At 65.6% G+C, this 21,767-nt stretch carries 24 protein-coding genes and 1 other RNA gene; 14 read left to right on the top strand and 11 right to left on the bottom strand.

All coding sequences use genetic code 11. The annotated features are described in order from the left end of the window. The first annotated feature begins 165 nt into the window (after positions 1–165). From uvrC to U0023_RS03530, 5 genes are all read left to right on the top strand, one after another. On the top strand, positions 166–2,169 hold the full coding sequence (uvrC, locus tag U0023_RS03550) for an excinuclease ABC subunit UvrC (protein WP_009763720.1): 2,004 nt from the start codon (positions 166–168) through the stop codon (positions 2,167–2,169). Positions 2,170–2,293: 124 nt separating this feature from the next. Further along, on the top strand, positions 2,294–2,890 hold the full coding sequence (gene pgsA, locus U0023_RS03545; RefSeq protein ID WP_040639055.1) for a CDP-diacylglycerol--glycerol-3-phosphate 3-phosphatidyltransferase: 597 nt from the start codon (positions 2,294–2,296) through the stop codon (positions 2,888–2,890). 3 nt (positions 2,891–2,893) lie between these two features. Beyond that, on the top strand, positions 2,894–3,145 hold the full coding sequence (gene moaD / locus U0023_RS03540; RefSeq protein WP_009763722.1) for a molybdopterin converting factor subunit 1: 252 nt from the start codon (positions 2,894–2,896) through the stop codon (positions 3,143–3,145). A 23-nt stretch (positions 3,146–3,168) separates the two neighbouring features. Next, the gene (locus tag U0023_RS03535) at positions 3,169–3,624 is read left to right on the top strand and encodes a molybdenum cofactor biosynthesis protein MoaE (RefSeq protein ID WP_009763723.1); all 456 of its coding nucleotides are present in this window, start codon (positions 3,169–3,171) and stop codon (positions 3,622–3,624) included. A 65-nt stretch (positions 3,625–3,689) separates the two neighbouring features. Continuing rightward, a complete protein-coding gene (locus U0023_RS03530; protein ID WP_009763724.1) occupies positions 3,690–3,944 on the top strand; it encodes a hypothetical protein in 255 nt (84 codons plus the stop codon). Positions 3,945–4,806: 862 nt separating this feature from the next. On the opposite strand, the gene nudC is transcribed toward U0023_RS03530, so the two are convergent. After that, positions 4,807–5,709 (bottom strand): NAD(+) diphosphatase, encoded by a 903-nt coding sequence (gene nudC / locus U0023_RS03525; protein ID WP_009763726.1) that lies wholly within the window; start codon positions 5,707–5,709, stop codon positions 4,807–4,809. A gap of 3 nt (positions 5,710–5,712) precedes the next feature. After that, entirely contained in the window at positions 5,713–6,123 is a 411-nt protein-coding gene (locus U0023_RS03520) for an HIT domain-containing protein (RefSeq protein WP_009763727.1), read from the bottom strand. A gap of 143 nt (positions 6,124–6,266) precedes the next feature. Here U0023_RS03520 and ffs point away from each other — a divergent pair. The 7 genes from ffs (at position 6,267) to U0023_RS03485 (ending at position 12,137) form a co-directional block, all read left to right on the top strand. Continuing rightward, an RNA gene (gene ffs, locus U0023_RS03515) (signal recognition particle sRNA small type) lies at positions 6,267–6,363 on the top strand. Positions 6,364–6,392: 29 nt separating this feature from the next. Continuing rightward, positions 6,393–8,213 (top strand): DNA polymerase III subunit gamma/tau, encoded by a 1,821-nt coding sequence (locus U0023_RS03510; RefSeq protein ID WP_009763728.1) that lies wholly within the window; start codon positions 6,393–6,395, stop codon positions 8,211–8,213. A gap of 28 nt (positions 8,214–8,241) precedes the next feature. Continuing rightward, positions 8,242–8,562: a YbaB/EbfC family nucleoid-associated protein gene (locus tag U0023_RS03505; RefSeq protein ID WP_009763729.1), complete on the top strand. Its 321-nt coding sequence runs from the start codon at positions 8,242–8,244 to the stop codon at positions 8,560–8,562. A gap of 70 nt (positions 8,563–8,632) precedes the next feature. Continuing rightward, positions 8,633–9,238: a recombination mediator RecR gene (gene recR, locus U0023_RS03500; protein ID WP_009763730.1), complete on the top strand. Its 606-nt coding sequence runs from the start codon at positions 8,633–8,635 to the stop codon at positions 9,236–9,238. Between the two features lie 192 nt (positions 9,239–9,430). After that, entirely contained in the window at positions 9,431–10,273 is an 843-nt protein-coding gene (gene dapD, locus U0023_RS03495) for a 2,3,4,5-tetrahydropyridine-2,6-dicarboxylate N-succinyltransferase (protein WP_009763731.1), read from the top strand. Positions 10,274–10,277: 4 nt separating this feature from the next. Then, a complete protein-coding gene (gene dapE / locus U0023_RS03490) occupies positions 10,278–11,435 on the top strand; it encodes a succinyl-diaminopimelate desuccinylase (RefSeq protein ID WP_009763732.1) in 1,158 nt (385 codons plus the stop codon). A 111-nt stretch (positions 11,436–11,546) separates the two neighbouring features. Next, positions 11,547–12,137, top strand: a complete 591-nt coding sequence (locus U0023_RS03485) for a hypothetical protein (RefSeq protein WP_009763733.1) — start codon at positions 11,547–11,549, stop codon at positions 12,135–12,137. Between the two features lie 58 nt (positions 12,138–12,195). Here the strand turns inward: U0023_RS03485 and truA are convergent, their stop codons facing one another. Genes truA through def form a run of 4 tightly spaced genes read right to left on the bottom strand, consistent with a single transcriptional unit; the run spans position 12,196 to position 14,894 of the window. Further along, positions 12,196–12,942: a tRNA pseudouridine(38-40) synthase TruA gene (truA, locus tag U0023_RS03480; protein ID WP_009763734.1), complete on the bottom strand. Its 747-nt coding sequence runs from the start codon at positions 12,940–12,942 to the stop codon at positions 12,196–12,198. A 1-nt stretch (position 12,943) separates the two neighbouring features. Beyond that, positions 12,944–13,438 (bottom strand): GNAT family N-acetyltransferase, encoded by a 495-nt coding sequence (locus tag U0023_RS03475; protein ID WP_009763735.1) that lies wholly within the window; start codon positions 13,436–13,438, stop codon positions 12,944–12,946. A gap of 8 nt (positions 13,439–13,446) precedes the next feature. Next, entirely contained in the window at positions 13,447–14,379 is a 933-nt protein-coding gene (gene fmt, locus U0023_RS03470; protein WP_009763736.1) for a methionyl-tRNA formyltransferase, read from the bottom strand. Further along, positions 14,376–14,894 (bottom strand): peptide deformylase, encoded by a 519-nt coding sequence (def, locus tag U0023_RS03465; RefSeq protein WP_009763737.1) that lies wholly within the window; start codon positions 14,892–14,894, stop codon positions 14,376–14,378. Before def ends, fmt begins: the two co-directional genes overlap by 4 nt. Positions 14,895–15,092: 198 nt before the next feature. On the opposite strand from def, the gene U0023_RS03460 reads away from it, so the two are divergent. Together U0023_RS03460 and U0023_RS03455 are read left to right on the top strand one after the other, a co-directional pair. Then, positions 15,093–16,280, top strand: coding sequence for a DNA recombination protein RmuC (locus tag U0023_RS03460; protein WP_009763738.1), 1,188 nt, complete (start codon positions 15,093–15,095; stop codon positions 16,278–16,280). Positions 16,281–16,421: 141 nt separating this feature from the next. Continuing rightward, positions 16,422–16,925, top strand: a complete 504-nt coding sequence (locus tag U0023_RS03455) for a YciE/YciF ferroxidase family protein (RefSeq protein ID WP_009763739.1) — start codon at positions 16,422–16,424, stop codon at positions 16,923–16,925. Between the two features lie 260 nt (positions 16,926–17,185). On the opposite strand, the gene U0023_RS03450 is transcribed toward U0023_RS03455, so the two are convergent. From U0023_RS03450 to U0023_RS03430, 5 genes are all read right to left on the bottom strand, one after another. Further along, complete coding sequence (locus U0023_RS03450; RefSeq protein WP_009763740.1) at positions 17,186–17,917, bottom strand: pyrimidine 5'-nucleotidase; 732 nt, start codon at positions 17,915–17,917, stop codon at positions 17,186–17,188. Between the two features lie 83 nt (positions 17,918–18,000). Then, positions 18,001–18,906 carry an acetylglutamate kinase gene (argB, locus tag U0023_RS03445; protein ID WP_009763741.1) on the bottom strand — a complete coding sequence of 302 codons (906 nt, stop codon included), beginning with the start codon at positions 18,904–18,906 and terminating at the stop codon, positions 18,001–18,003. Positions 18,907–19,069: 163 nt separating this feature from the next. Then, positions 19,070–19,438, bottom strand: coding sequence for a DUF423 domain-containing protein (locus U0023_RS03440; RefSeq protein WP_009763742.1), 369 nt, complete (start codon positions 19,436–19,438; stop codon positions 19,070–19,072). After that, entirely contained in the window at positions 19,435–20,091 is a 657-nt protein-coding gene (gene yihA / locus U0023_RS03435; protein ID WP_009763743.1) for a ribosome biogenesis GTP-binding protein YihA/YsxC, read from the bottom strand. The genes U0023_RS03440 and yihA overlap by 4 nt, the downstream gene beginning before the upstream one ends. 45 nt (positions 20,092–20,136) lie before the next feature. Next, the gene (locus U0023_RS03430; RefSeq protein ID WP_009763744.1) at positions 20,137–21,741 is read right to left on the bottom strand and encodes a CYTH and CHAD domain-containing protein; all 1,605 of its coding nucleotides are present in this window, start codon (positions 21,739–21,741) and stop codon (positions 20,137–20,139) included. Positions 21,742–21,767: the final 26 nt, after the last annotated feature.

Raw genomic sequence — 21,767 nt, 5'->3', positions numbered from 1 at the left:
TGTCAGGGCCGGCCCGGGCCGGTCATGGTCCGTGGCGGCGCGGCGCTTGGCGCGGCAGCCCGCAGGGGAGCGGCATTGCCGCAGGACGAGGCCCCTTCGAGGCTATCGAGTTGCGGAGGTGGAACGGGACTTTCCTGAAAGGCCGGGAATCCCTAAATCTCCCCCATGAGTCGCAACACCACCAACGACGTTCCACCCGATATTCTGGACAACGAGGAAGACGACGAGGCCGTTGCCGTCGAGAGCGGCTCGGATGTCGAGTTCGACCTGGAGGCCCATCCGGGCTCGGTCCAGCGCGGCACCGAGGTCATTCGGCATTTCTGGAACACCCTTCCCAATGCGCCCGGCGTCTACCGCATGCTCGATGCCAAGGGCGACGTGCTCTATGTGGGCAAGGCGAAGAGCCTGAAGAACCGCGTCGGCTCCTATGCGCGGGGGCAGGCGCATTCCAACCGCATTGCCCGCATGATCGGCGAAACCGCCTCGATGGAATTCGTCACCACGGCGACGGAGACCGAGGCGCTTCTGCTCGAAGCCAACCTCATCAAGCAGCTCAAGCCCCGCTACAATGTGCTCCTGCGGGACGACAAGTCGCTGCCCTACATCCTGCTCACCGCCGACCACGAGGCGCCGCAGCTCGTGAAGCATCGCGGCGCGAGGAAGCGCAAAGGGGATTATTACGGCCCCTTCGCCAGTGTCTGGGCGGTGAACCGCACCATCAACGCCCTGCAGCGGGCGTTCCTGCTGCGCTCCTGCAACGACAGCTATTACGAGAACCGCACGCGGCCTTGCCTGCTCTACCAAATCAAGCGCTGCTCGGGACCGTGCACGAACGAGATATCGCGGGAGGAATATGCCGAGCTGGTTTCGGAGGCGCGCGGCTTCCTGTCGGGCAAGTCGAACGCCGTGAAGCAGCGCATCACGGACGAGATGCAGCAGGCCGCCGAGGAGCTGGAATTCGAGCGCGCCGCGCGCTGCCGCGATCGCCTGGCAGCCCTGTCGGCCATCCAGGGCGTGCAGGGCATCAACACGCAATCGGTGGAGGAGGCGGACGTCTTCGCCGTCGACGAACAGGCGGGGCAGTTCTGCGTGGAAGTGTTCTTCTTCCGGAACTGGCAGAACTGGGGCAATCGCGCCTACTTCCCGAAGGCCGACAAATCCATGAGCCGGGAGGAGGTCCTCGGCTCGTTCATGGCGCAGTTCTACGACGACAAGCCCGCGCCCCGGCTGATCCTGCTCTCCCACGAGATCGAGGATGCCGAGCTCATGGCCGCAGCCCTGTCCACCCGGACGGAGAACCGGGTCGAGATCCATGCGCCCCAGCGCGGCGAGCGGCGTCAGCTCATCGAATACGTGCTGCGCAATGCCCGCGAGGCGCTCGGCCGGCGGCTTGCGGACACGTCCTCGCAGCAGAAGCTTCTCGTATCTTTGGGACAGGCCTTTGGATTGTCGAAGGCGCCGCGGCGCGTCGAGGTCTACGACAACTCGCACATCATGGGCACCAATGCGGTGGGCGCCATGGTGGTGGCCGGTGCCAACGGCTTCATGAAGCAGCATTACCGCACCTTCAACATGAAGTCCGAGGACCTGAAGCCTGGCGACGATTACGGCATGATGCGCGAGATGCTGCAGCGCCGTTTCGCCCGCCTGGTGAAGGAGGAGCCGCGCGGCGCCGAGACGGAGGGACATCCGGCCGACGATTCCTTTCCCGCCTGGCCCGACCTGGTCCTGATCGACGGCGGCAAGGGGCAGCTGGAGGCGGCCAGGCAGGCCCTGGCCGAGGTCGGCGTCAGCGAGGACGACGTGGCCCTGATCGGCATCGCCAAGGGTCGCGACCGGGATGCGGGGCGCGAGACCTTCTTCAAGCCGGGCCAGCCGCCCTTCAAGATGCCGCCGCGGGACCCCGCGCTCTATTTCGTGCAGCGCCTGCGCGACGAGGCCCACCGCTTCGCCATCGGGGCGCACCGGGCCAAGCGCAAGCGGGAACTGGTGAAGAACCCGCTCGACGAGATTCCCGGCATCGGCCCCACTCGCAAACGGGCGCTTCTGCACCATTTCGGAACCGTCAAGGCCATCCAGCGGGCAGCCCTGGAGGACCTGGTGAAGGCGCCCGGCGTCAATGCGGCAACGGCCCGGGCCGTCTACGATTTCTTCCACGAGCGGGGATAGACATGGATATCGGCAGGAGCGGGCAGGCGCTTTTCACATTGCCGTGCTTCCGGAGAGGCGGCGGTGCGCAACGGCGGCCCCTCCAATTGACGGACCGGCCATCCTCATGCTTCCTGCGGGTGTCATGAAGACCGTTTCCTCCTTGGGCCGCTCGAAGGCTTTCAACCTTGCGAACATGCTGACCTACGGTCGGCTCATCGCGGTGCCGGCCGTGGTCGCTCTCCTGTTCTGGCCCGAGGACCACTGGTCCCGCTGGCTGGCCCTGTTCGTGTTTGCCCTGGCGGCGATCACCGATTACCTCGACGGCTATGTGGCCCGCACCTTCGCCCAGCAATCGGCCCTGGGGCGCATGCTGGACCCCATCGCCGACAAGCTTCTGGTGGCGGCGAGCCTGCTCATGCTGGTCGCCGACGGCACCATCCGGGGATGGGCGCTGTGGGCCGCCATCGTCATCCTCTGCCGCGAGATCCTGGTTTCGGGCCTGCGGGAATTCCTGGCCGAGCTGAAGGTGAGCGTGCCCGTCAGCCGGGTGGCCAAATGGAAGACGACGCTCCAGCTCGTGGCTCTGGGCTTCCTGATCGCGGGACCGGCCGGCGAAACGGTTTTGCCCAACAACATCCTCATCGGCACGATCCTTTTGTGGATCGCCGCCATTCTGACGATCTACACGGGCTGGGACTACTTCAAGAACGGCATCCACCACCTCATGGACGAGGGCTAGGCCATGAAGCTCGTCTATTTCGCCTGGGTGCGCGAACGGGTCGGCAAGACCGACGAGCAGGTGGCGCTGCCGGAAGGCATCGACACGGTGGCCGATCTGGTGCGCTGGCTGAAGAGCCGGGGCGAGGAATACGAATATGCCTTCGAGAACGAGGGCATCGTCCGCGCCGCCATCGACCATGTCCACGTGAAGCCCGACGCCCGGATCACGGGCGCGCAGGAAATCGCCTTCTTCCCCCCGATGACGGGAGGCTAGCTCCTGCGCAGGAGCGGTTCGCCATGACCGTCACCGTCCGCATCCAGGCAGAGCCCTTCGATACCGCCGGCGAGACGGCCGTCCTGACCGGGGGGAGGGCGGATATCGGCGCCGTGGTCGCCTTCACGGGCCTGTGCCGGGACGAGGGCGGGCGGCTCGCGGCCCTCGAACTCGAGCATTATCCCGGCATGGCCGAGGCCGAGATCGGCCGCATCGCCGGCGTGGCGCAAACCCGCTGGCCGATTCTCGGCCTCACGATCATCCACCGCTTCGGCAGGATCGGGCCGGGCGAGGAGATCGTGCTCGTGCTTGCTGCCAGCGCCCATCGCCAAGCGGCCTTCGAGGCCGCCTCGTTCCTGATGGATTATCTGAAAACCCACGCGCCGTTCTGGAAGCGCGAGCACCTCAAGGACGGGACGATCGGCGCTTGGGTCGAGGCCAAGGAGATCGACGACCGGGCCTTGGAGCGGTGGCGCTGATCCAGACTTGACGCAACGTGTCGACGGCGCGAGCATCGTCCGTGAACGACATACGGAGGCGTCCCATGCGCAGCGTCGTTGTCCTTCTCAGCCTCGTCGCGGCATTTCCGGTCTTGGCTCAAGAGAGGCCGGCCGTCCAAACGGCCCAGGCCCCCGCGCACAACCCTCTCGAGTGCTATTGCCGGGCACAGGGAAAAATGTTCGCCCTCGGCGAGCGTGTCTGCCTCAGGACGGCCGAAGGTCCCAAGCTGGCGCAGTGCCGGATGGAGATCAACGTGATGTCCTGGAGCATCACGGAGGTTCCCTGTCCTGAGACATGAGAACGCTGTCGAAGCGGTCGCTGGGAAATGTGGGAAAGCGAGCCTGAACCCGATGCGGCGGGTGTCAGAAGAGGCCCGTGACGACGACGAGAATGTAGGAAAACGACACGCACACAGCGGCGATGTTGAGCTTTGATGCCCAGTCGAGCTTCGATGCCATGTTCATCGGAGGAGCCCCTATCTCTGAAGGGGTTTAGACCCCCTCTGAATGGATAGGCAAGCTATCAAACCTGTATGGTCCTGAGAAGCACCCCCGATGGGCTAGGGCCCGTATCACCGGCGCGATGTAATCGTTAACAAAAAGTTAAGACCTTGTTTTGCCATGGATACTTCCCGCCTGAATTGGGGCGAAAAAAGTTCCTGATCAATTCTGTCGCACCCCCTGCAGCCGTGTCCAGCAATGCGCATGGCGCATCTGAAACAGCCTGATCGCATCCGTCCAGGCATTGGGCGCAGAGCCGGACGCCCGCTCGGCCACAGCCGAATCCGAGCCCGATCCAGGCTGGCCGTGTCGAAGGAGCTTCCAGGGGGGCGGGGCGATCCATCGCGTTCTTTAAGAAGCGTCCCCGTGTGGGCCGTCGGCCCATCGGTCAAAGCCGCGGCGACACGCACCACGTCATGGCCTCCCGGCCTTGATCCGGGGGGCAGTGCCGGCAATCCCGATCCGGTGAGGTTCGGCGCTTCAATCCATCGGGCTCACCGGCACGAGGCCGGTGATGACGTCGAGGGTGTCATCAGGAGGCCGCGTGGCGGAAGCCGGGACCCGGATCCGCCGACAATGGTGCCCCATCCTACTAGAGAAACCCGATCCGCAGGACCGTTCGGTCGCCGAGACGTACGGGCGTGACACCCTAAGTTTCGGCTATTCCTTCACCCATTCCCGGATCAGGTGGTTGGCAATGGCGATCGGCGAGGGGGCGTTGAATTGCTCGTGGGTGCCCTCCAGCATGCGCCGGACATCCTCCTTCGTGAACCAGCGGGCATCCTCCAGCTCTTCGCCGTCGAACGTGATCTCGTCGGTGAGTGCCTCGCCGATGCAGCCGATCATGACGTTGGACGGGAAGGGCCAGGGCTGGGAGGTCATGTAGCGCACGGCGCCGACCCGGATGCCGGCCTCCTCGAAGGTCTCCCGGCGCACCGCGTCCTCAATGGTCTCCCCCGGCTCCAGGAAGCCCGCGAGGCAGGAATACATCTTTTCGGCGAAGCGCGGCTGGCGGCCCATGAGGCATTTGTCGCCCCGCGTGATCAGCATGATCACCACGGGATCGGTGCGGGGGAAATGCTGCGCCCCGCAGGCACTGCAGTCGCGCCGGAAGCCCGCCTGCGCGAGCTGCGTCGGCGCGCCGCAATTGGCGCAGAAGCGGTGCCGCCGGTGCCAGTCGAGCAGGGACTTCGCCATGGCGAGCAGCCCGAGTTCCTCCGCCGGAACGAGTCCGCGCACGGCGATGGAGCGCAGGTCCACGACGGCGAGGGACGCATCGTCCTGGAACGATTCCGCCGTCTCCGGCGCCGCCAGGGTCGCCACCACGGGGCGGTCTCCGAGCATGCCGAGAAAGACCTGCTCCTGATGCCCAGGGAGGCGGTCGAGGATCGAGGCAGGGAGCAGGCTTGTCCCCGGCTCGCCGGCCAGGAGGATGGGCAGGTCCCCGGCGAGGACCACCATGGCGGTGCGCGGATCCCGGGCCGCGTTGGCCAGGGCCACCGGGTCCCGCTCGGCACTGTGGCGCACGAGCGGATTCGAGATGTAGGCGATGGGGCGTGTCATGGGTCAGGCCGCTGCGAAAAGGGCTGCGGCGCGCTCGATCAGGGCCGTCGCCGCGTGGTCGGGATAGGGCGTGCGGGTACCGTGCCCCCAGACGGGGCCGGGCCAGGCCGGATCGGAGCGGAAGCGCCCGATCACGTGCACATGAAGCTGCGTCACGATGTTGCCCAGCGCCCCCACATTCACCTTGTCGGGCCTGGAAAGCTCCAGCATCACCTTGGTGGCGATGCGGATCTCTTGAGCGAGCTGGACGTAATCGGCCTCCGAGAGGTCGGTGAACTCGCTCGCTCCCGCGATGCGCGGCACCAGCACGAACCAGGGGAAGCGTGCGTCGTTCAGAAGCAGGACGGACGAGAGGGCGAGATCGCCGACGGGGATCGTGTCGGCCTCGAGCCGGGAATCGAGCTTGAATGTCATGGCGCTATGTAACCGAGCTCGTGGCTTCGTGTCAGCCTGTGTTCCGCTCCGTCACTGGAAGAGCCCGGTGGAGATCGGGGATGGCCGTGAAGGCGGTTCGTTTCCAACTTGCGTTTCTCGAGCGATACGCCCATATAGCCGGTGGGAGGTTGGCGAGGGACGTCTCACTCGCCAACCGGGTCAGGTCCGGAAGGAAGCAGCCCTAACGAGACCGAACGGGTCTTCGTCCAGCCTCCCACCTTTGACGATTCTCCAAAGCCTTGCAGTCGATGGACGATACCACAGCCGGCACGCCCCCGAACGACGAGCCGGCCCTGCCGGGCTTCCCCGCCGCGCCCGCTTCCGCAGTGCCGGCCTCTCCTTATCGCGTCCTTGCCCGAAAATACCGCCCTCGAACCTTCGACGACCTGATCGGTCAGGAGGCGATGGTGCGCACCCTCTCGAACGCCTTCGAGACCGGGCGCATTCCGCAGGCCTGGATGCTCACCGGCGTCCGCGGCGTCGGCAAGACCACCACGGCCCGCATCCTCGCCCGCGGCCTCAACTACCAGAAGGCCGACGGCTCCGGTCAGCCGACCATCCACATGCCGGAACTCGGCGTCCATTGCCAGGCGATCATGGAATCGCGGCACGTGGACGTGCTGGAAATGGACGCCGCGTCCCACACTGGCATCGACGACGTCCGACAGATCATCGACGGCATCCGCTATTCGCCGGTTTCGGCCCGCTACAAGGTCTACATCATCGACGAGGTCCACATGCTCTCGGAGAAGGCGTTCAACGCCTTCCTGAAGACGCTGGAGGAACCGCCGCCGCATGCGAAGTTCATCTTCGCCACCACCGAAATCCGGAAAGTCCCCGTCACGATCCTGTCCCGCTGCCAGCGCTTCGACCTGCGCCGCATCGAGGCGGACAAGCTCGTGGCTCATCTCGGCCGCATCTGCAATGCCGAAGGCGTGCAGGCCGACCAGGAGGCGCTCGCCGCCATCGCCCGCGCGGCGGAAGGCTCGGCGCGCGATTCCCTGTCGCTGATGGATCAGGCCATCGCCCACGGCGCCGGAATCGTGACGCCCGACACCGTGCGCGACATGCTGGGGCTTGCCGACCGTACGCAGGTGATCGACCTCTTCGAGGCCGTGATGCGCGGCGACGTGCCGGCCGCCTTCGCGGGTCTGCGCTCGCAATACGACGCCGGTGCCGATCCCGCGGTGATCCTGTCCGATCTCGCGGCCTTCTCGCATGTGGTCACCCGCCTCAAGCTGATTCCGGAAGCCGCCAGGGATCCCGCTCTCTCCGAGATCGAGCGGACGCGCGGCACCGATTACGCCCAGAAGCTCTCGGTCAGGACCCTGTCGCGCGCCTGGCAGATTCTCCTCAAGGGCATTCCCGAGGTGCAATCCTCGAACCGTCCGATCGCGGCGGCCGAGATGGTGATCGTGCGCCTCGCCTATGCGGCCGACCTGCCGACCCCGGACGAGGCGCTGCGCGCCCTGAAGGACGGCGCGCCGGTTCCCGCCGGCGGCTCCTCGGCGCCCGCGCCCCGGCCGTCCGGTCCCGCCACGTCGGGCAACATGGCCCTGGCGACGTCGCAGCCCTATCCCCAGCCGCGCCCGCAGGCCGCGCAGCCCGAGCCGACCATGCGGCTTCGCCGCTTCGAGGACGTGGTCGCGCTCGCCGGCGAGAAGCGCGAGATCGTCCTGAAGGCGCAGCTCGAACGGGACGTGCGCCTGGTGCGTTTCGAGGAGGGCCGCATCGAGCTCAGCCTCACCGAGACCGGCAGCCGCACCATCGCCAACGACCTGACCCGCGCCCTCCAGCAATGGACCGGCGAGCGCTGGATGGTGGCCCTGTCCTCGGAGGAGGGGCAGGCGACCCTGCACGAGAAGGCGGTCGAGGCCGAGCGCGAGCGCAAGGAGGGCGCCGCCAATCACCCGCTCGTGCAGGCGGTGCTGACGAAGTTCCCCGGCGCGCAGATCGTGAACGTGGTCGAACGGGCGGAGAAGCCCGGCGAGGACGCGGAAACCGAGATCCTCGGCGAGGCCGATGCGCTGGCCGCGCACGAGGCCGAGGACGACGACGATCTTTTCTGATTTTCATTTCTAGATTGAGGATACGGTCATGAAGGACATCATGGGATTGATGAAGCAGGCTCAGGCCATGCAGCAGAAGCTGCAGGACGCGCAGGCCGAGCTCGACACCCTCGAAGTCGACGGCACCGCCGGCGGCGGCGTCGTGACCGTGAAGGTGACCGGCAAGGGCAGCCTGAAATCCATCAACATCGATGCCTCGCTCATGAATCCGGACGAGAAGGAGATCCTCGAGGATCTCATCGTGGCGGCCATGAACGATGCCCGCGGCAAGGCCGAGCGTGTCACCCAGGAGCGCATGGAAAGCATCACCAAGGGCCTGCCGCTGCCTCCGGGCCTGAAGCTGTTCTGAGCATCACGCCAAGACGTGGATGCCGGGTCTTCGCATTGAGCGATGCGACAAAAGCAAAGAGACTTTTTGAATGGCTCAGCACGTTGCCGGCCCTGAGATCGAGCGCCTGATCCAGCTCCTCGCCCGCCTGCCGGGCCTGGGGCCGCGCTCCGCACGGCGTGCGGCGCTTCATCTCATCAAGAAGCGCGAGACGCTGCTCAACCCGTTGAGCGATGCCATGCGCATCGCCAACGAGCGCATCGTCGTGTGCTCGACCTGCGGCAATGTCGATACGTCGGATCCCTGCACGGTCTGCCGCGATCCCAAGCGTGATCCGTCCATCCTCGTGGTGGTCGAGGACGTGTCCGACCTCTGGGCGCTGGAGCGGTCCGGCGCGGTCAGCGCCAAGTATCACGTGCTCGGGGGAGTGCTCTCGCCGCTCGACGGCATTCGTCCCGAGCACCTGAACCTGGAGCGCCTCGTCGCCCGCGCGTCCGAGTCGGGCGTGAACGAGGTCATCCTCGCGCTCAACGCCACGGTCGACGGCCAGACCACGGCCCATTACATCACCGAGCTTCTCGCCCATCTGCCCGTGAAGGTGACCAAGCTCGCCCATGGCGTGCCGGTGGGCGGCGAGCTCGATTATCTCGACGAGGGCACGCTCTCGGCGGCGATCCGGCAGCGCACGTCGTTCTGAACTCCGTTCGTCATCCCCGGGCTTGTCCCGGGGGCCCACGTCTTTTCAGTGCGTGGGTAAAGGCGTGGATGGCCGGGGCGAGTCCGGCCATGACGGGCAGAATATCAAGTCGAGCCACAGGCAGATGATCACGTGACAGGCCCGCGCGCCGTTGCTAATCAGGCGGCAACGAAACCCTGACCCGAGTTGCCCATGTCCACCGCTGATCTCGCCCGCACCATCGACGCCGCCTGGGAGGACCGGGCCAACGTGAACCCTTCGACGACCGGCGCCGTCCGCGAGGCCGTCGAGGAGGCGATGAACCTTCTCGATTCCGGCAAGGCGCGCGTGGCCGAGAAAACCGGCGGCGAGTGGCAGGTGCATCAGTGGCTGAAGAAGGCCGTGCTGCTGTCCTTCCGGCTCAACGACATGGACGTGATCGGCGGCGGGCCGGGCGAGGCCACGTGGTGGGACAAGGTGCCGTCCAAGTTCGCCGGATGGGGTGAGAACCGCTTCCGGGCCGCAGGCTTCCGTGCGGTTCCGAACTGCACCGTGCGGCGCGGCGCCTATATCGCGCCCGGCGTGGTGCTGATGCCGTCCTTCGTCAATCTCGGCGCCTATGTGGACGAGAACACCATGGTCGATACTTGGGCGACGGTGGGTTCCTGCGCCCAGATCGGCAAGAACGTGCACCTCTCCGGCGGCGTCGGCATCGGCGGCGTGCTGGAGCCGCTCCAGGCCAATCCCACCATCATCGAGGACAACTGCTTCATCGGTGCCCGCTCCGAGGTCGTGGAAGGCGTGGTCGTGGGCGAGGGCTCGGTGCTCTCCATGGGCGTGTTCATTTCGGCCTCGACCAAGATCATCGACCGCAACACCGGCGAGGTCTTCATCGGCCGCGTGCCGCCTTACTCGGTCGTCGTCCCCGGCTCGCTCCCTGGCAAGCCGCTTCCGGACGGCACTCCGGGCCCGTCGCTGTACTGCGCCGTGATCGTGAAGCGCGTCGATGCGCAGACACGCGCCAAGACGGGGATCAACGAGCTGTTGCGGGACTGATCCGATGGAACACTCGCCGCTCTCCCTCGCCCAATCGCTCCTGCGCTGCCCCTCGGTGACGCCCGAGGAGGGCGGGGCGCTTGCCTTCATCGAGGGCGTGCTGAAACAGGCGGGGTTCGAGGTTCACCGGCCGGTCTTCTCCGAGCCGGGCACGCCGGACGTGGAAAACCTCTATGCCCGCTATGGCACGGCTGAGCCCTACCTGCTCTTCGCCGGGCATACGGATGTGGTTCCGCCCGGCGATGCGGCCCGCTGGACCTACGATCCGTTCGGCGGCGAGATCCACGGCGGCGAGCTTTATGGGCGCGGCGCGGTCGACATGAAGGGCGGCATCGCCTGCATGATGGCGGCGGCGCTTGAGTTCATTGGCGCTAACCCGGACTTCGAAGGCTCCATCGGCTTCCTCATCACGGGAGACGAGGAGGGGCCGGCCGTCAACGGCACGGTGAAGCTCCTCGAATGGGCGAAGGGACGCGGCGAGCGGTTCGACCATTGCATCCTGGGCGAGCCGACCAATCCCAACCAGCTCGGTGACATGATCAAGATCGGGCGGCGCGGATCGCTCACCGGCAGGATCCTGGTCGAGGGCAAGCAGGGGCACGTGGCCTATCCGCATCTGGCGGACAATCCCATCCCGGGCCTGATGCGCCTGCTCGAGGGGCTCCTGAAGGAGCCGCTCGATCGGGGCACGGATCATTTCGATGCCTCGAACCTGGAGGTGACCACCATCGATGTGGGCAATCCGGCGGCGAACGTGATCCCGGCGGAGGCGAAGGCCACCTTCAACATCCGCTTCAACGACCTCTGGACGCCCCACAGCCTGGAGGCGGAGATCGAGCGCCGCCTGCGGGAAGCGGCAGGCAACACGGTCCGCTATGCCCTGACGATGGAGCCGACCAACGCGGTCGCCTTCCTCACGCCGCCGAACGAATTCGTCGGCTTCATCGCCAACGCCATCAAGGCGGAGACCGGCTCGCAGCCGAAGCTCTCCACCACGGGCGGCACCTCGGATGCTCGCTTCATTGTGAAGGACTGCCCGGTGGTCGAGTTCGGCCTCGTCGGACAGACCATGCACCAGATCGACGAGCGGGTGGCCGTGGCCGATTTGGATCGTCTCGCAACGATTTACCGCAAGGTGCTGGATGCCTATTTCGCCGGGTGAGCCCGACGGGGAAACTTGACCGTCTAAACTAAAGTCGAAGAAAGGCCGGAACGTTTTGCGGGCGCCGTCCATTTTTCGAGGGCAATCGTCTTCGAGAAAATGAGGCCGCTGATGATCGTTACGGCTGAGGAGGTCAACCGCTCGTTCAGGGGGACGCTCGACCTGCTCAACAGCAGGTCCGAGGGCCTGAAATCCTTCGACATGAGCGAGCGGGGCTTCTGGCGCTCCTTCACGGCGATCTGGCTGACGCTTCCCGCTTATGTCGTCTCCCTCGCCTTCGAGCGCCTCCGCCTCGGCCTTCTCCAGCCGGACCGGCCCCTTCTCGACAGTTTCTGGATCGATCTCGTCGTGGCTCTCGGCCATGTGGCGGGCTTCGTCGCCCTGCCGGTCGCCATGATCTGGATCGCCCGCTGGCTCCGGCTCGAGAAGTCCTATGTGCCCTTCGTCATCGTGACGAACTGGATCTCCGTCATGGGCATGCTGGTGCTCTCGGTGCCGGCGATGCTCATGCTGCTCGGCTGGGCGCCTGCGGGGCTCGCCAGCCTGTTCAGCCTCGCCTTCGCGATCATCATCGTGCGGCTGCAATGGTTCGCCACCAAGGAGACGCTGAAGATCGAGAGCCTTCCGGCGCTCGGCATCGTGATCCTCGGCATCATGCTCAATTCCGTCATCGGGACGGCGATGCGGGGGCTTCTAGGCTGAAGCATCGAACGCAAAAGTGGGAACCGGTTTTGCGTGGAAAGATGCGCCAATCGAAATCTTAGAGCTCGGGATAATCGACGCCGATCAGGTAAAGGCCAGTCGATGGGGCCATCGGCCCGCAGCGCCTGCGGTCGCGCGCATCGAGCGCCGCGCGCACATCCTCCACCGACCAGCGTCCCGCGCCGGCCCGCTCCAGGGTTCCCGTCATGGAGCGCACCTGGTGGTGCAGGAACGAGCGGGCGGAGGCATAGATGCGGATCTCGTCGCCGATCCGCTCCACGTCGAGCCTGTCGAGGGTGCGGACCGGGCTGTTGGCCTGGCACTCGGCGGCCCGGAAGGTGGTGAAGTCGTGCCGCCCGATCAGCGTTTGCGCGGCCTCGTGCATCAGGCCGGCATCGAGCTTCCAGGCCACGTGCCAGACCCGGTTCGCATCCAGCGCCGGGGGAGCGCGGCGGTTGAGGATGCGATAGACGTAGTGGCGCTTCACGGCGGACAGGCGGGCGTGGAACGTCTCGGGTACGGCCTCGGCCGAGAGGATGGCCACGGGAGCGGGTTTCAGATGAGCGTTGGTGGCATCCCGGACCGTATCCGGACGCCAGTCCTTGTCCAAGTCCACATGAACGACCTGATGGGTGGCATGAACCCCCGAATCCGTCCGCCCGGCGCAATGGATGCGCACGGCTGCGCCCGTGAAGCGCGCGATGGCATCCTCCACCGCCTGCTGCACGGAGAGCCCGTTCGTCTGATGCTGCCAACCGGTGAAGGGCGTGCCGTCGTACTCGACGACAAGCTTGTAGCGAGGCATGTTATTTCAGTTCTGCGAAGGCTCTGGCGTAAGTCACCGAGCCGTGAGCCTCTTTCCCGGTGTCGGAAAGGGCAAGGGCCTGAAGATAGGGTCCGTCATAGAGTGTCTTGAACCTGCGCGCCAGCGCCGTCGAGAAACCGAAGCGGCCATAATAATCCGGCTCGCCCAGAACGAGCACGAGGTCGAACCCCTTGGCCGTCATCCGCTTCAGGCCCTCCTCGATGAGAAGGGACCCGACACCACGCCCCTGGTTGGCGGGGTTAACCGCGAGTGGAGCCAGGCCGCATCCTTTGACGAAAGGGGCCTCATGGAGGGTCAGGCGGGAGAAAGCGATATGGCCGACGGGCTCCGCCCCATAGGCCGTGAGAGACAGGATGAGGTCGCCATCGTTGCGCAGGCGCTGGACGAGGCTGGCCTCAGCCAGCTGCCCGAACGCGGCTTGGTAAATCGCGCAGAGTCCTGCCCAATCGGCGGATTCCTCCAGACGAACCTCCATGCCGGACCTCACGCAAATTGGGCGCCCGGACCAATCCTCACGCCCCGCAGGAACTCTTCGAAGGCCACGGGGCCTTTTCCGGCACGCTGAACCTGAATCAGGCGGATCGCACCCTCGCCGCAGGATATCGTACCATCGCTGTCGATCAGAGTCCCGGGCAAACCGGAACCTTTTCCCAAGGTTGCCCTGAGAACCTTCACCCGCTCCGGTCCTTTGCCAAAATCGGCGGTAAAATAGGCACCTGGGAAGGGCGAGAGGCCGCGAATGTGGTCGTGAACGGCCTGCGCCGGTGTCGACCAGTCGATCCGGGCATCCTCGTTCTTGAGCTTGTGGGCATAGGTCACGCCTTCCTCGGGCTGGGGCGTAAAGCCCAAGCCGCCGCGGGAGAGGGCGGCGAGCGCCCGCACCATCAGGTCGGCGCCCAGGACCATAAGGCGGTCGTGGAGCTCGCCGGCGTTCATGTCCGGCGCGATCGTCACCCGCTCGACCATGGCGACGGGGCCGGTGTCCAGGCCTTCCTCCATCTTCATGACGGCGACCCCGGTCTCACCGTCGCCGGCCATGATGGCCCGCTGGATCGGCGCGGCGCCGCGCCAGCGCGGGAGGAGGGAGGCGTGAAGGTTGAGGCAGCCGAGCTCCGGCGCCTCCAGGATGGCCTTCGGCAGCAGCATGCCATAGGCCACCACCACCGCGACGTCGGCGTCGTGGCTGCGGAAGATCTCGGTTGCTTCTTCGGTGCGCAGGGTCTTCGGCGTCAGCACGGGAAAGCCGAAACGATCCGCCATCCGGTGGACCGGAGAGGGCTTCAGCTCCATGCCGCGGCCGGCCGCGGCGGGGGCGCGGGTATAGACGGCCACCACATCGTGGCCCTGGCCGACGATCTCGGACAGGGTCGGCACGGCGAAATCCGGCGTGCCCATGAAGACGACGCGCAGGCTCATGCCCCGGCCTCGCGCTTAGCCGCCTTCTTGAACTTGGTCATCACCCGGTCGCGCTTGAGCTTCGAAAGGTAGTCGATGAACAGGACCCCGTTCAGGTGGTCGATCTCGTGCTGCACGCAGGTGGCCAGCAGGCCGTCCGCATCCTGTTCGATGGTCTCGCCCTGCAGGTTCATGAAGCGGAACCGCACCCGGTCGGGACGCTCGACCTCCTCGTAATATTCCGGGATCGACAGGCAGCCCTCTTCGTAGACCCGCTTCTCCTCCGACGCCCAGGTGATCTCCGGATTGATGAGCACCATCGGCTGTCGCTCGTCGTCGGACTTGGACACGTCCATGGTCACCATGCGGACCGGCACGCCGATCTGGATGGCGGCCAGGCCGACGCCGGGGGCGTCATACATGGTTTCCAGCATGTCGTCCGCCAGCCGGCGGATCTCGCTCGAGATGTCCGTGATGGGTTCGGACACCAGGCGAAGCTTGGAATCGGGGATAATGACGAGGGGTCTGATGCTCATGATCGCGGGAAATAAGCGCTCGGCGAAGGATGGTCAAATCGTTCATCTAGAGCATCGGGCCCAGAAGCGGATCCGCTTCTGGGCCCAGCCCGATGCATGCCATTCATAAGTGCATCGTTTCCGCGGAAAAGTGGATTCCGCTTTGCCCCACGAGGCACTTGTGTTCGGATGCGTCCGTCAACCGGAACGATAGGCTCCATGAACGATGTCGTCCTGATCCTCGGCCAAACCCCCCTGACCTGGGGGCAGATCGTCATGGGCATGGCCGGTCTGAGCCTCGTCCTGCTCCTCATCGTGACCATGCTTCTCCTGCGGACCCGCCGGGAGCGAGCCCTGGAGGCCGCCATCGCGGACGAGCGGGCCAGGGAGATGGACGACAAGGTGGCCGAACTCACCCGGATCCAGTCGGAAATGACCGGCCGGATGCGGACCATGGCCGAGGTCTTCGGCTCGCGCCAGAGCGATTTCGTCCGCATGATCTCGGAGCGGATCGACGGATTGCAGCACCGGGTCGGGCAGGGGCTGGAAGCCTCCACGCGCCACCAGTCGGAGAACCTCTCCCGGCTCAATGAGCGCCTCGCCGTGATCGACGCCGCGCAGCAGAACCTGACGAGCCTCACCGGTGAGATCGTGGGCCTGAAGGACATCCTCTCCAACAAGCAGACCCGGGGCGCCTACGGGCAGGGGCGCATGGAGGCCATCGTCCGCGACGGGTTGCCCGCCAACGCCTTCGAGTTCCAGGCGACCCTGTCGAACCGCACGCGTCCCGACTGCCTCGTGCGCCTGCCCGGCGACGGGCGCGGCCTCGTGATCGACGCCAAGTTCCCGCTGGAGGGTTTCACCCTCTTCCGCGAGGCCAAGGGCGACGAGGCGCGCGGCCGCGCGGCCGCGAAGGTCCGCAACGACATGCTGGTGCACGTGAAGGACATCGCCGAGAAGTACCTGATCCCGGGCGAGACCCAGGACATCGCGATGCTCTTCGTGCCGGCGGAATCCATCTATGCCGATCTGGCCGAGCATTTCGACGACGTGGTCCAGAAGGCGCATCGCGCCCGCATCGTCATCGTGTCGCCCTCGCTCCTGACGCTCGCCATCCAGGTGATGCAGGCCCTGGTCCGCGATGCCCGTATCCGCGAGGAGGCGAGGGTGATCCAGGTCGAGGTGCAGAAGCTCCTGGAGGATGTGGTGCGCCTCGATGCCCGGGTGGCGAAGCTCGACACCCACTTCCGGCAGGCCCAGGAGGACGTATCGCAGATCCGGGTCTCGGCCGACAAGATCGTCAAGCGCGGCCAGAAGATCGAAACGCTCGAATTCGACGAGAACGAAGCCGAGGCCCGGGCCGAGTGGCTGCGCCTCCAAGGACGGAATCTCCGGGCGGTGGAATAAAAGCGTCCGACGATGCGTTCATGAAGGTTGGGGCCGGGAACCGCCTTTCTCCCGCAACGTTCTTCCCACGCTGCACGACACGCCATGGGCATGATGGCGTTTGCCGACCGGTACATCTCAGATTTTGGGAAGGATTGCGCTATGGGCCTTTTCTCGAAGGACATCAAGTCGTTGGATGATCTCTTCATCCACACCCTGCAGGACATCTACTACGCCGAGCAGCAGATCACGAAGGCGCTGCCGGAGATGATCGAGAAAGCGAGCGACCCGCAGCTGAAGCAGGCGTTCCAGACCCATCTCGGCGAAACCCAACAGCAGATCCAGATGGTCGAGCAGGTGTTCCGCATGCACGGCCACGACCCGAAGGGCGTGACCTGCCCGGCGATCGACGGCATCATCGACGAAGCCCAGGACATCGCTGGCGACATCGACGACCCGCAGGTTCTCGACGCGGCGCTGCTGGCCGCCGCTCAGGCGGTGGAGCACTATGAAATCACCCGCTACGGCACCCTCGTCGCCTGGGCCAAGCAGCTCGGCCGCGAAGACTGCGCCGGCGTCCTGCACCAGATCCTGGATCAGGAAAAGTCCACCGATGAGAAGCTCAACCGGATCGCGGAGAGCAAGATCAACACGAAGGCCGCGTAAGGTCTTCGCCCGACGAAACGGAAATGGCCTCCGGACGGGGGCCATTTTTGTCTTGGCTGCACGTTGTCATCCCCGGCGAGCCGAAGGCGAGGGAAGGGGATCCACGATCAGGTGAGCCGCTATGGATTCCCTTCCCCTCCGATGGCTTCGCCATCACCGGCCTTGTGCCGGCCATCCCGATGCGGAAAGGTTCGGCGCTCTACAGAAGCGAGATCACCGGCACAAGGCCGGTGATGCCGTGGCGGATGTCGTTTCGGTCTCTACTTCACCGGCAACGCATAGGCCCGCAGGAAATCAGCCAGGTCGTTGGTGATGTAGTCGATATCCGGCGTCCGCACCGCTTCCTGCTCGAAGCTCTCCCGGAACGGGTCGAAGGTCTTGGGCACGATGAGCGTGGTCGTCATGCCCAGTTCGTGCGGCACCGTGAGGTTCTTGGCGATGTCCTCGAACATGGCCGCGCGGGCCGGTTCCACCCCGTGCTTGTCGAGGAAGGTCTCGTAGGCGCGCCGGTCGGGCTTGGGCACGAAGTTCGAGGCGGCGATGTCGAACACGTCCTCGAAATGGTCGAGAATGCCGATCTTCCGCGCCACGTTCTCCGCGTGCTTGCGCGAGCCGTTGGTGAGGATGAGCTTGCGGCCGGGAAGCTTCTCGATGGCATCGCCGAGGCTGTTGTTCAGCTCGATATCCGTGTGGTCGATATCGTGGGCGAAATCGAGGAAGTCGGCCGGATCGATGTCGTGCTCCTCGATCAGCGCCCGCAGGGTCGTGCCATGCTTGTGATAGAAGTACTTCTGCAATGCCTTGGCGGAGAGGCCGTCGATTCCGAACAGGTTTGCCACATAAAGCGTGATGCGCTCGTCGACCTGGGGCCAGACCCGCGAGGTGTGCGGGTAGAGCGTATTGTCCAGGTCGAAGACCCACGTCTCCACATGCGCGAAGGGGCGGGATTCGGCGGACGACAGGTGATTTTCGACAGGCGGCTTAGCGTTCATGGATCTCAAAGACGACAATGGGGCCGTGCGGCCCCACTGACAAATATATAGGCTCTTTCGGCCGATCCGTGAAGGGCGACGCCTTAGCCCCGGCGGATCATGGTGCCCGCGCCGTGGTCGGTGAACAGCTCCAGCAGCACCGCGTGGGGGACCTTGCCGTCGAGGATGACGACCGCTTCCACGCCCCTCTCCAGGGCATAGATGCAGGTCTCGATCTTCGGGATCATGCCGTCCGTGATGGTGCCGTCGGCGATCAGGCGGCGGCAATCATCGATGGTCATGTCGGGGATCAGGTTCTTGTTCTTGTCGAGAACGCCCGGAACATCCGTGAGCAGCAGGAGGCGCTTGGCCGTCATGGCGCCGGCGATGGCGCCCGCGAAGGTGTCGGCATTGACGTTGTAGGTCTGGCCGTCGTTCCCGGTCGCGACCGGGGCGAGGACGGGGATCAGCTCGGCCTGGAGAACCTGGTCCAGGACGGCCCGGTTCACATGTTCAGGCTCGCCCACGAAACCGAGATCCACCACCTTCTCGATGTTGGAATCAGGGTCGACGGCGGTGCGGGTCACCTTTCGGGCGGTGACCATGTTGCCGTCCTTGCCGGAAAGGCCGACGGCCTTGCCGCCCTCGGCACCGATCCAGCCGACGATCTGCTTGTTGATGGAGCCCGCGAGCACCATCTCGACGACCTCGACCGTGGCCTCATCCGTGACGCGCAAGCCGCCCTTGAATTCGGACTTGATGCCGAGCTTCTCCAGCATCTTGCCGATCTGCGGCCCGCCGCCATGGACGATGATCGGCTTGATGCCCGATTGCTCGAGCAGGACCACGTCCTCGGCGAAGTCCTCGGCGGCGGCGCGGTCGCCCATGGCGTGGCCGCCATACTTGATCACAACGACCTGCTGGTCGTAGCGCTGCATGTGCGGCAGAGCCTGCACAAGCACCTCGGCCTGCACATGAACGTCGGGAAGGGGCATGGACGGATCGGACATGAACGGCTCCGGCGCGGGGATCGGGATCAAACGGCCTGCCTTCTAGAGCATCGGACCCGAAAGTGGAATGCACTTTCGGGATCCATCCGATGCTTCACCCTACAAACCGGCGCATCGCCCGTAGAATGCGCCGGCTCAAGGAAAGGCGGCTGCCAACAAGAGTTCAGGCCCTCAGGCGCAGAAGGGCCGAGATTCCGACCAGGAGCCAGCCCAGCATGAGGAGGATGCCACCCGTGGGCGCCGCCCTAGGGAAGAGCGCCACGCCCGAGAAGGCCCGGCGGGAGAGATCGCCGCAGAACAGGATCAGGCCGAGAACGAGGACGTAGCCGGCGATCTGGGCCAGCATCGGGTTCACGGCTCCGGCCGCGATCAGGGCCACGAGGGCCAGCAGGGCGGGGGCGTGGAAGAGCAGGAACTGCGCCGCCGTGGCGAGATTGCCGCCCGTGATGTGGGCCGCGGCCGCCGACAGGCCGACACCGAGCAGGCCGGAGAGCGAGGCCAGGACGATCAGGATCCGGGCGGCGAGGTTCATCCCGCGCCTCTCTCGCTCAGGAGCCTGGCGATTCCGGCGCGCAGCTCTGGAATGCCGAAGCCCGTGCGGCTCGATGTGGGCAGGATCTCGGGGAACGCTGCGGCACGCTTCTCGATTTTCTGAAGCGTGTCGGCCATGCGCTTGTCGAGCTCGTCCGGCTTCAACTCATCGGCCTTGGTCAGAACGATCTGGTAGGAGACGGCGGCGGTGCCGAGGGTCTCCAGGACCGCTTCGTCGACCGGCTTGATGCCGTGGCGGGCGTCGATCAGCACGTAGACGCGGGCGAGGCTCGCCCGGCCGCGAAGGTAATCGTGAATCAGCTGCGTCCAGGCCGCGACCTTCTGCTTGTCGACGGCCGCATAGCCGTAGCCGGGCATGTCGACCAGATGGAAACGGTCGTTGACGTTGAAGAAATTGAGCTGCTGGGTGCGGCCCGGAGTATGCGAGGTACGGGCCAGCGTGTTGCGCCCGGTCAGCGCATTCACGAGGCTCGACTTGCCGACGTTGGAGCGGCCCGCGAAGGCGATCTCCACCTTGCTCATGGGCGGCAGGTTCTTCAGGGAGTTGGCGGCCCAGATGAAATCAGCCTCGCCGGCAAAGAGCTTGCGGCCGATCTCGAGAAAGGGGTCGGTATCAGGTTCCATATCGGTCATGGGGCCCTTATCGGCGCTTGGTGCCCGGAGTTCAAGGCACCTCGCTCAAGCTTTTCCAGGCTCTTGAGGCGCCGAGACCCAGAACGGCTCCGCCTTGGAGAGCTTCCGGGCCTCCTTCTCTGCCTGGGACAGGAGCTTGCGTTCGCGCCGCTTCGTGTCCCCGGCCGCCTTACGGACCAATTTCCGGAACGGCGGAGCCAGCAGGGTTTCGCTCACCTCGATGTCGTTCAGCTTGCCCAGCACGTCCTGCAAGCCCTCGAGAAGGTCCAGCAGCGCCTTGCGGTTCTTTCGCGCCGGAATGCCCGGGAACAGGGTGGCGAAGAACTCCACGCCGTAGCGCAGCTTCTTGATGCGGATGCGAAGCCTGTGGCGGTCCTCTCCGCTCAGATCGGTCATCTGCCGTGCGCCCCGCCGGATCCGCCGCCAGCGGCGCGCGAGTTCCTCGGCCGCCCGCGCTTGAGCGGGCATTTCCCGTGCAGCCCTGACGGACGGCTTGCGCCGCGTGAGCCAGCGGCCGGTCTCGATCCATGTCGCGGCTTTCAGGACCGCCCTCATGAAACGGGGCTTGGACAGGGTTTTCAGGAGGCTCTCGAAAGCCTCGGTCCGCAGCCGTACGGCTTCTTCCAGAACCTGCGGGCCACGATCCTGGTCGTCGGCCTTGCGCAGCCGCGCGATCAGGACGTCGAGATCGCGAACGAGGCCGAGCTTCTTGCCCGCCCATCGCAGCTCGGCTTTCATCGTCTCACTGTCCCGGTCCCGCAGCATCGGCTCGAAGAGCGAGATCGCCGCGTTGAGCCGCCGGAAGCCGACCCGCGTTTGATGGACCAGCTCGGGGTCGTCGTGCCTGCGCAGGAGCGCCTCGTTGCGGATGATCTGGGACAGGCAGGCGCGTGCGATCATCTGGAACGCTTCGGCGCACGAGGCCTGGGTCGGAATGACGATCCGGCCGGCCTTGACCGGGGTGACGTCGGCCTGGCCGAGAAGCCGGTAGCCGCGTTCCGATTTCGTCACGGGAGAGAGACGGACCGGGAGGCTCTCGGCCAGATCGTCGGCGATCGCGAAGAGGGCGGTCGGGTCGCCGTCCTTCAATTCCAGCTCGACCTCGCAGAAATGCTCGGCACCGTTCTCCGTCGACGTTCTGGCGTCGTCGAGGGCGAGTTCGATCGTGGCTCCGTCGCGCTTGATCTCGAAGGCCCGGCGGTCCGTGTCCACGGTGAAAACGGGCTTCAGGTCCTGGCGGATGGCATCCTTGGCAACGAGCGGGGCAAGGGGTGTGCCCGCCGCCGCCGCGAGATCGGGACCGTCCTCGACCGGAATCTCCCATTCTCCGCGATCGAGGGCGAGGCCCCGGGTTTTGCGCTCGGCCTTGATGGTCTGCGTGCTGCGACCGTTCCGCTGCCGGACCCGGAGGCTCACTCCCGCCTTGTGCAGGGCGCAATCCGTCGAATCGTAATAGACGGCATGGAGGGCTCCGCCCTGATCGGGGAGGTCCCGGGCCTGCGACATCAGCGGGTGGCGAAGGAGCTTGCCTGCGGCGTCTGTGGCGAGTTCCAGCTTCAGTTCGATCTCGCTCGCCCTCTCGGGCCCGTGTTTGTCCTGCCGTCCGGCACTCATGGGCAGCCGCGTCTCCGGTTTTCCTGCGACGATCATGTAGAGCGATTCCCGGTGAAAGCCAT

Source organism: Microvirga lotononidis, from assembly GCF_034627025.1.
In the GTDB taxonomy this organism is placed as follows: Bacteria; Pseudomonadota; Alphaproteobacteria; order Rhizobiales; family Beijerinckiaceae; genus Microvirga; species Microvirga lotononidis.
Note: the sequence above shows the minus strand (reverse complement) of the source record. Positions and strands in the feature narration are given on the sequence as shown.

What these genes read in the sequence shown, in the direction of transcription:
- U0023_RS03520 (WP_009763727.1), bottom strand. Translation starts at nt 6,123, where the DNA reads ATGACATTCAAGCTCGATTCCCGGCTCGAGGCCGACACGATCCCCGTC.
- U0023_RS03475 (WP_009763735.1), bottom strand. Translation starts at nt 13,438, where the DNA reads ATGGAGGTTCGTCTGGAGGAATCCGCCGATTGGGCAGGACTCTGCGCG.
- def (WP_009763737.1), bottom strand. Translation starts at nt 14,894, where the DNA reads ATGAGCATCAGACCCCTCGTCATTATCCCCGATTCCAAGCTTCGCCTG.
- dapD (WP_009763731.1), top strand. Translation starts at nt 9,431, where the DNA reads ATGTCCACCGCTGATCTCGCCCGCACCATCGACGCCGCCTGGGAGGAC.
- recR (WP_009763730.1), top strand. Translation starts at nt 8,633, where the DNA reads ATGGCTCAGCACGTTGCCGGCCCTGAGATCGAGCGCCTGATCCAGCTC.
- yihA (WP_009763743.1), bottom strand. Translation starts at nt 20,091, where the DNA reads ATGACCGATATGGAACCTGATACCGACCCCTTTCTCGAGATCGGCCGC.
- nudC (WP_009763726.1), bottom strand. Translation starts at nt 5,709, where the DNA reads ATGACACGCCCCATCGCCTACATCTCGAATCCGCTCGTGCGCCACAGT.
- U0023_RS03505 (WP_009763729.1), top strand. Translation starts at nt 8,242, where the DNA reads ATGAAGGACATCATGGGATTGATGAAGCAGGCTCAGGCCATGCAGCAG.
- U0023_RS03485 (WP_009763733.1), top strand. Translation starts at nt 11,547, where the DNA reads ATGATCGTTACGGCTGAGGAGGTCAACCGCTCGTTCAGGGGGACGCTC.
- argB (WP_009763741.1), bottom strand. Translation starts at nt 18,906, where the DNA reads ATGTCCGATCCGTCCATGCCCCTTCCCGACGTTCATGTGCAGGCCGAG.
- U0023_RS03510 (WP_009763728.1), top strand. Translation starts at nt 6,393, where the DNA reads ATGGACGATACCACAGCCGGCACGCCCCCGAACGACGAGCCGGCCCTG.
- U0023_RS03535 (WP_009763723.1), top strand. Translation starts at nt 3,169, where the DNA reads ATGACCGTCACCGTCCGCATCCAGGCAGAGCCCTTCGATACCGCCGGC.
- dapE (WP_009763732.1), top strand. Translation starts at nt 10,278, where the DNA reads ATGGAACACTCGCCGCTCTCCCTCGCCCAATCGCTCCTGCGCTGCCCC.
- fmt (WP_009763736.1), bottom strand. Translation starts at nt 14,379, where the DNA reads ATGAGCCTGCGCGTCGTCTTCATGGGCACGCCGGATTTCGCCGTGCCG.
- U0023_RS03450 (WP_009763740.1), bottom strand. Translation starts at nt 17,917, where the DNA reads ATGAACGCTAAGCCGCCTGTCGAAAATCACCTGTCGTCCGCCGAATCC.
- uvrC (WP_009763720.1), top strand. Translation starts at nt 166, where the DNA reads ATGAGTCGCAACACCACCAACGACGTTCCACCCGATATTCTGGACAAC.
- moaD (WP_009763722.1), top strand. Translation starts at nt 2,894, where the DNA reads ATGAAGCTCGTCTATTTCGCCTGGGTGCGCGAACGGGTCGGCAAGACC.
- U0023_RS03455 (WP_009763739.1), top strand. Translation starts at nt 16,422, where the DNA reads ATGGGCCTTTTCTCGAAGGACATCAAGTCGTTGGATGATCTCTTCATC.
- U0023_RS03530 (WP_009763724.1), top strand. Translation starts at nt 3,690, where the DNA reads ATGCGCAGCGTCGTTGTCCTTCTCAGCCTCGTCGCGGCATTTCCGGTC.
- U0023_RS03460 (WP_009763738.1), top strand. Translation starts at nt 15,093, where the DNA reads ATGAACGATGTCGTCCTGATCCTCGGCCAAACCCCCCTGACCTGGGGG.
- U0023_RS03430 (WP_009763744.1), bottom strand. Translation starts at nt 21,741, where the DNA reads ATGATCGTCGCAGGAAAACCGGAGACGCGGCTGCCCATGAGTGCCGGA.
- truA (WP_009763734.1), bottom strand. Translation starts at nt 12,942, where the DNA reads ATGCCTCGCTACAAGCTTGTCGTCGAGTACGACGGCACGCCCTTCACC.
- pgsA (WP_040639055.1), top strand. Translation starts at nt 2,294, where the DNA reads ATGAAGACCGTTTCCTCCTTGGGCCGCTCGAAGGCTTTCAACCTTGCG.
- U0023_RS03440 (WP_009763742.1), bottom strand. Translation starts at nt 19,438, where the DNA reads ATGAACCTCGCCGCCCGGATCCTGATCGTCCTGGCCTCGCTCTCCGGC.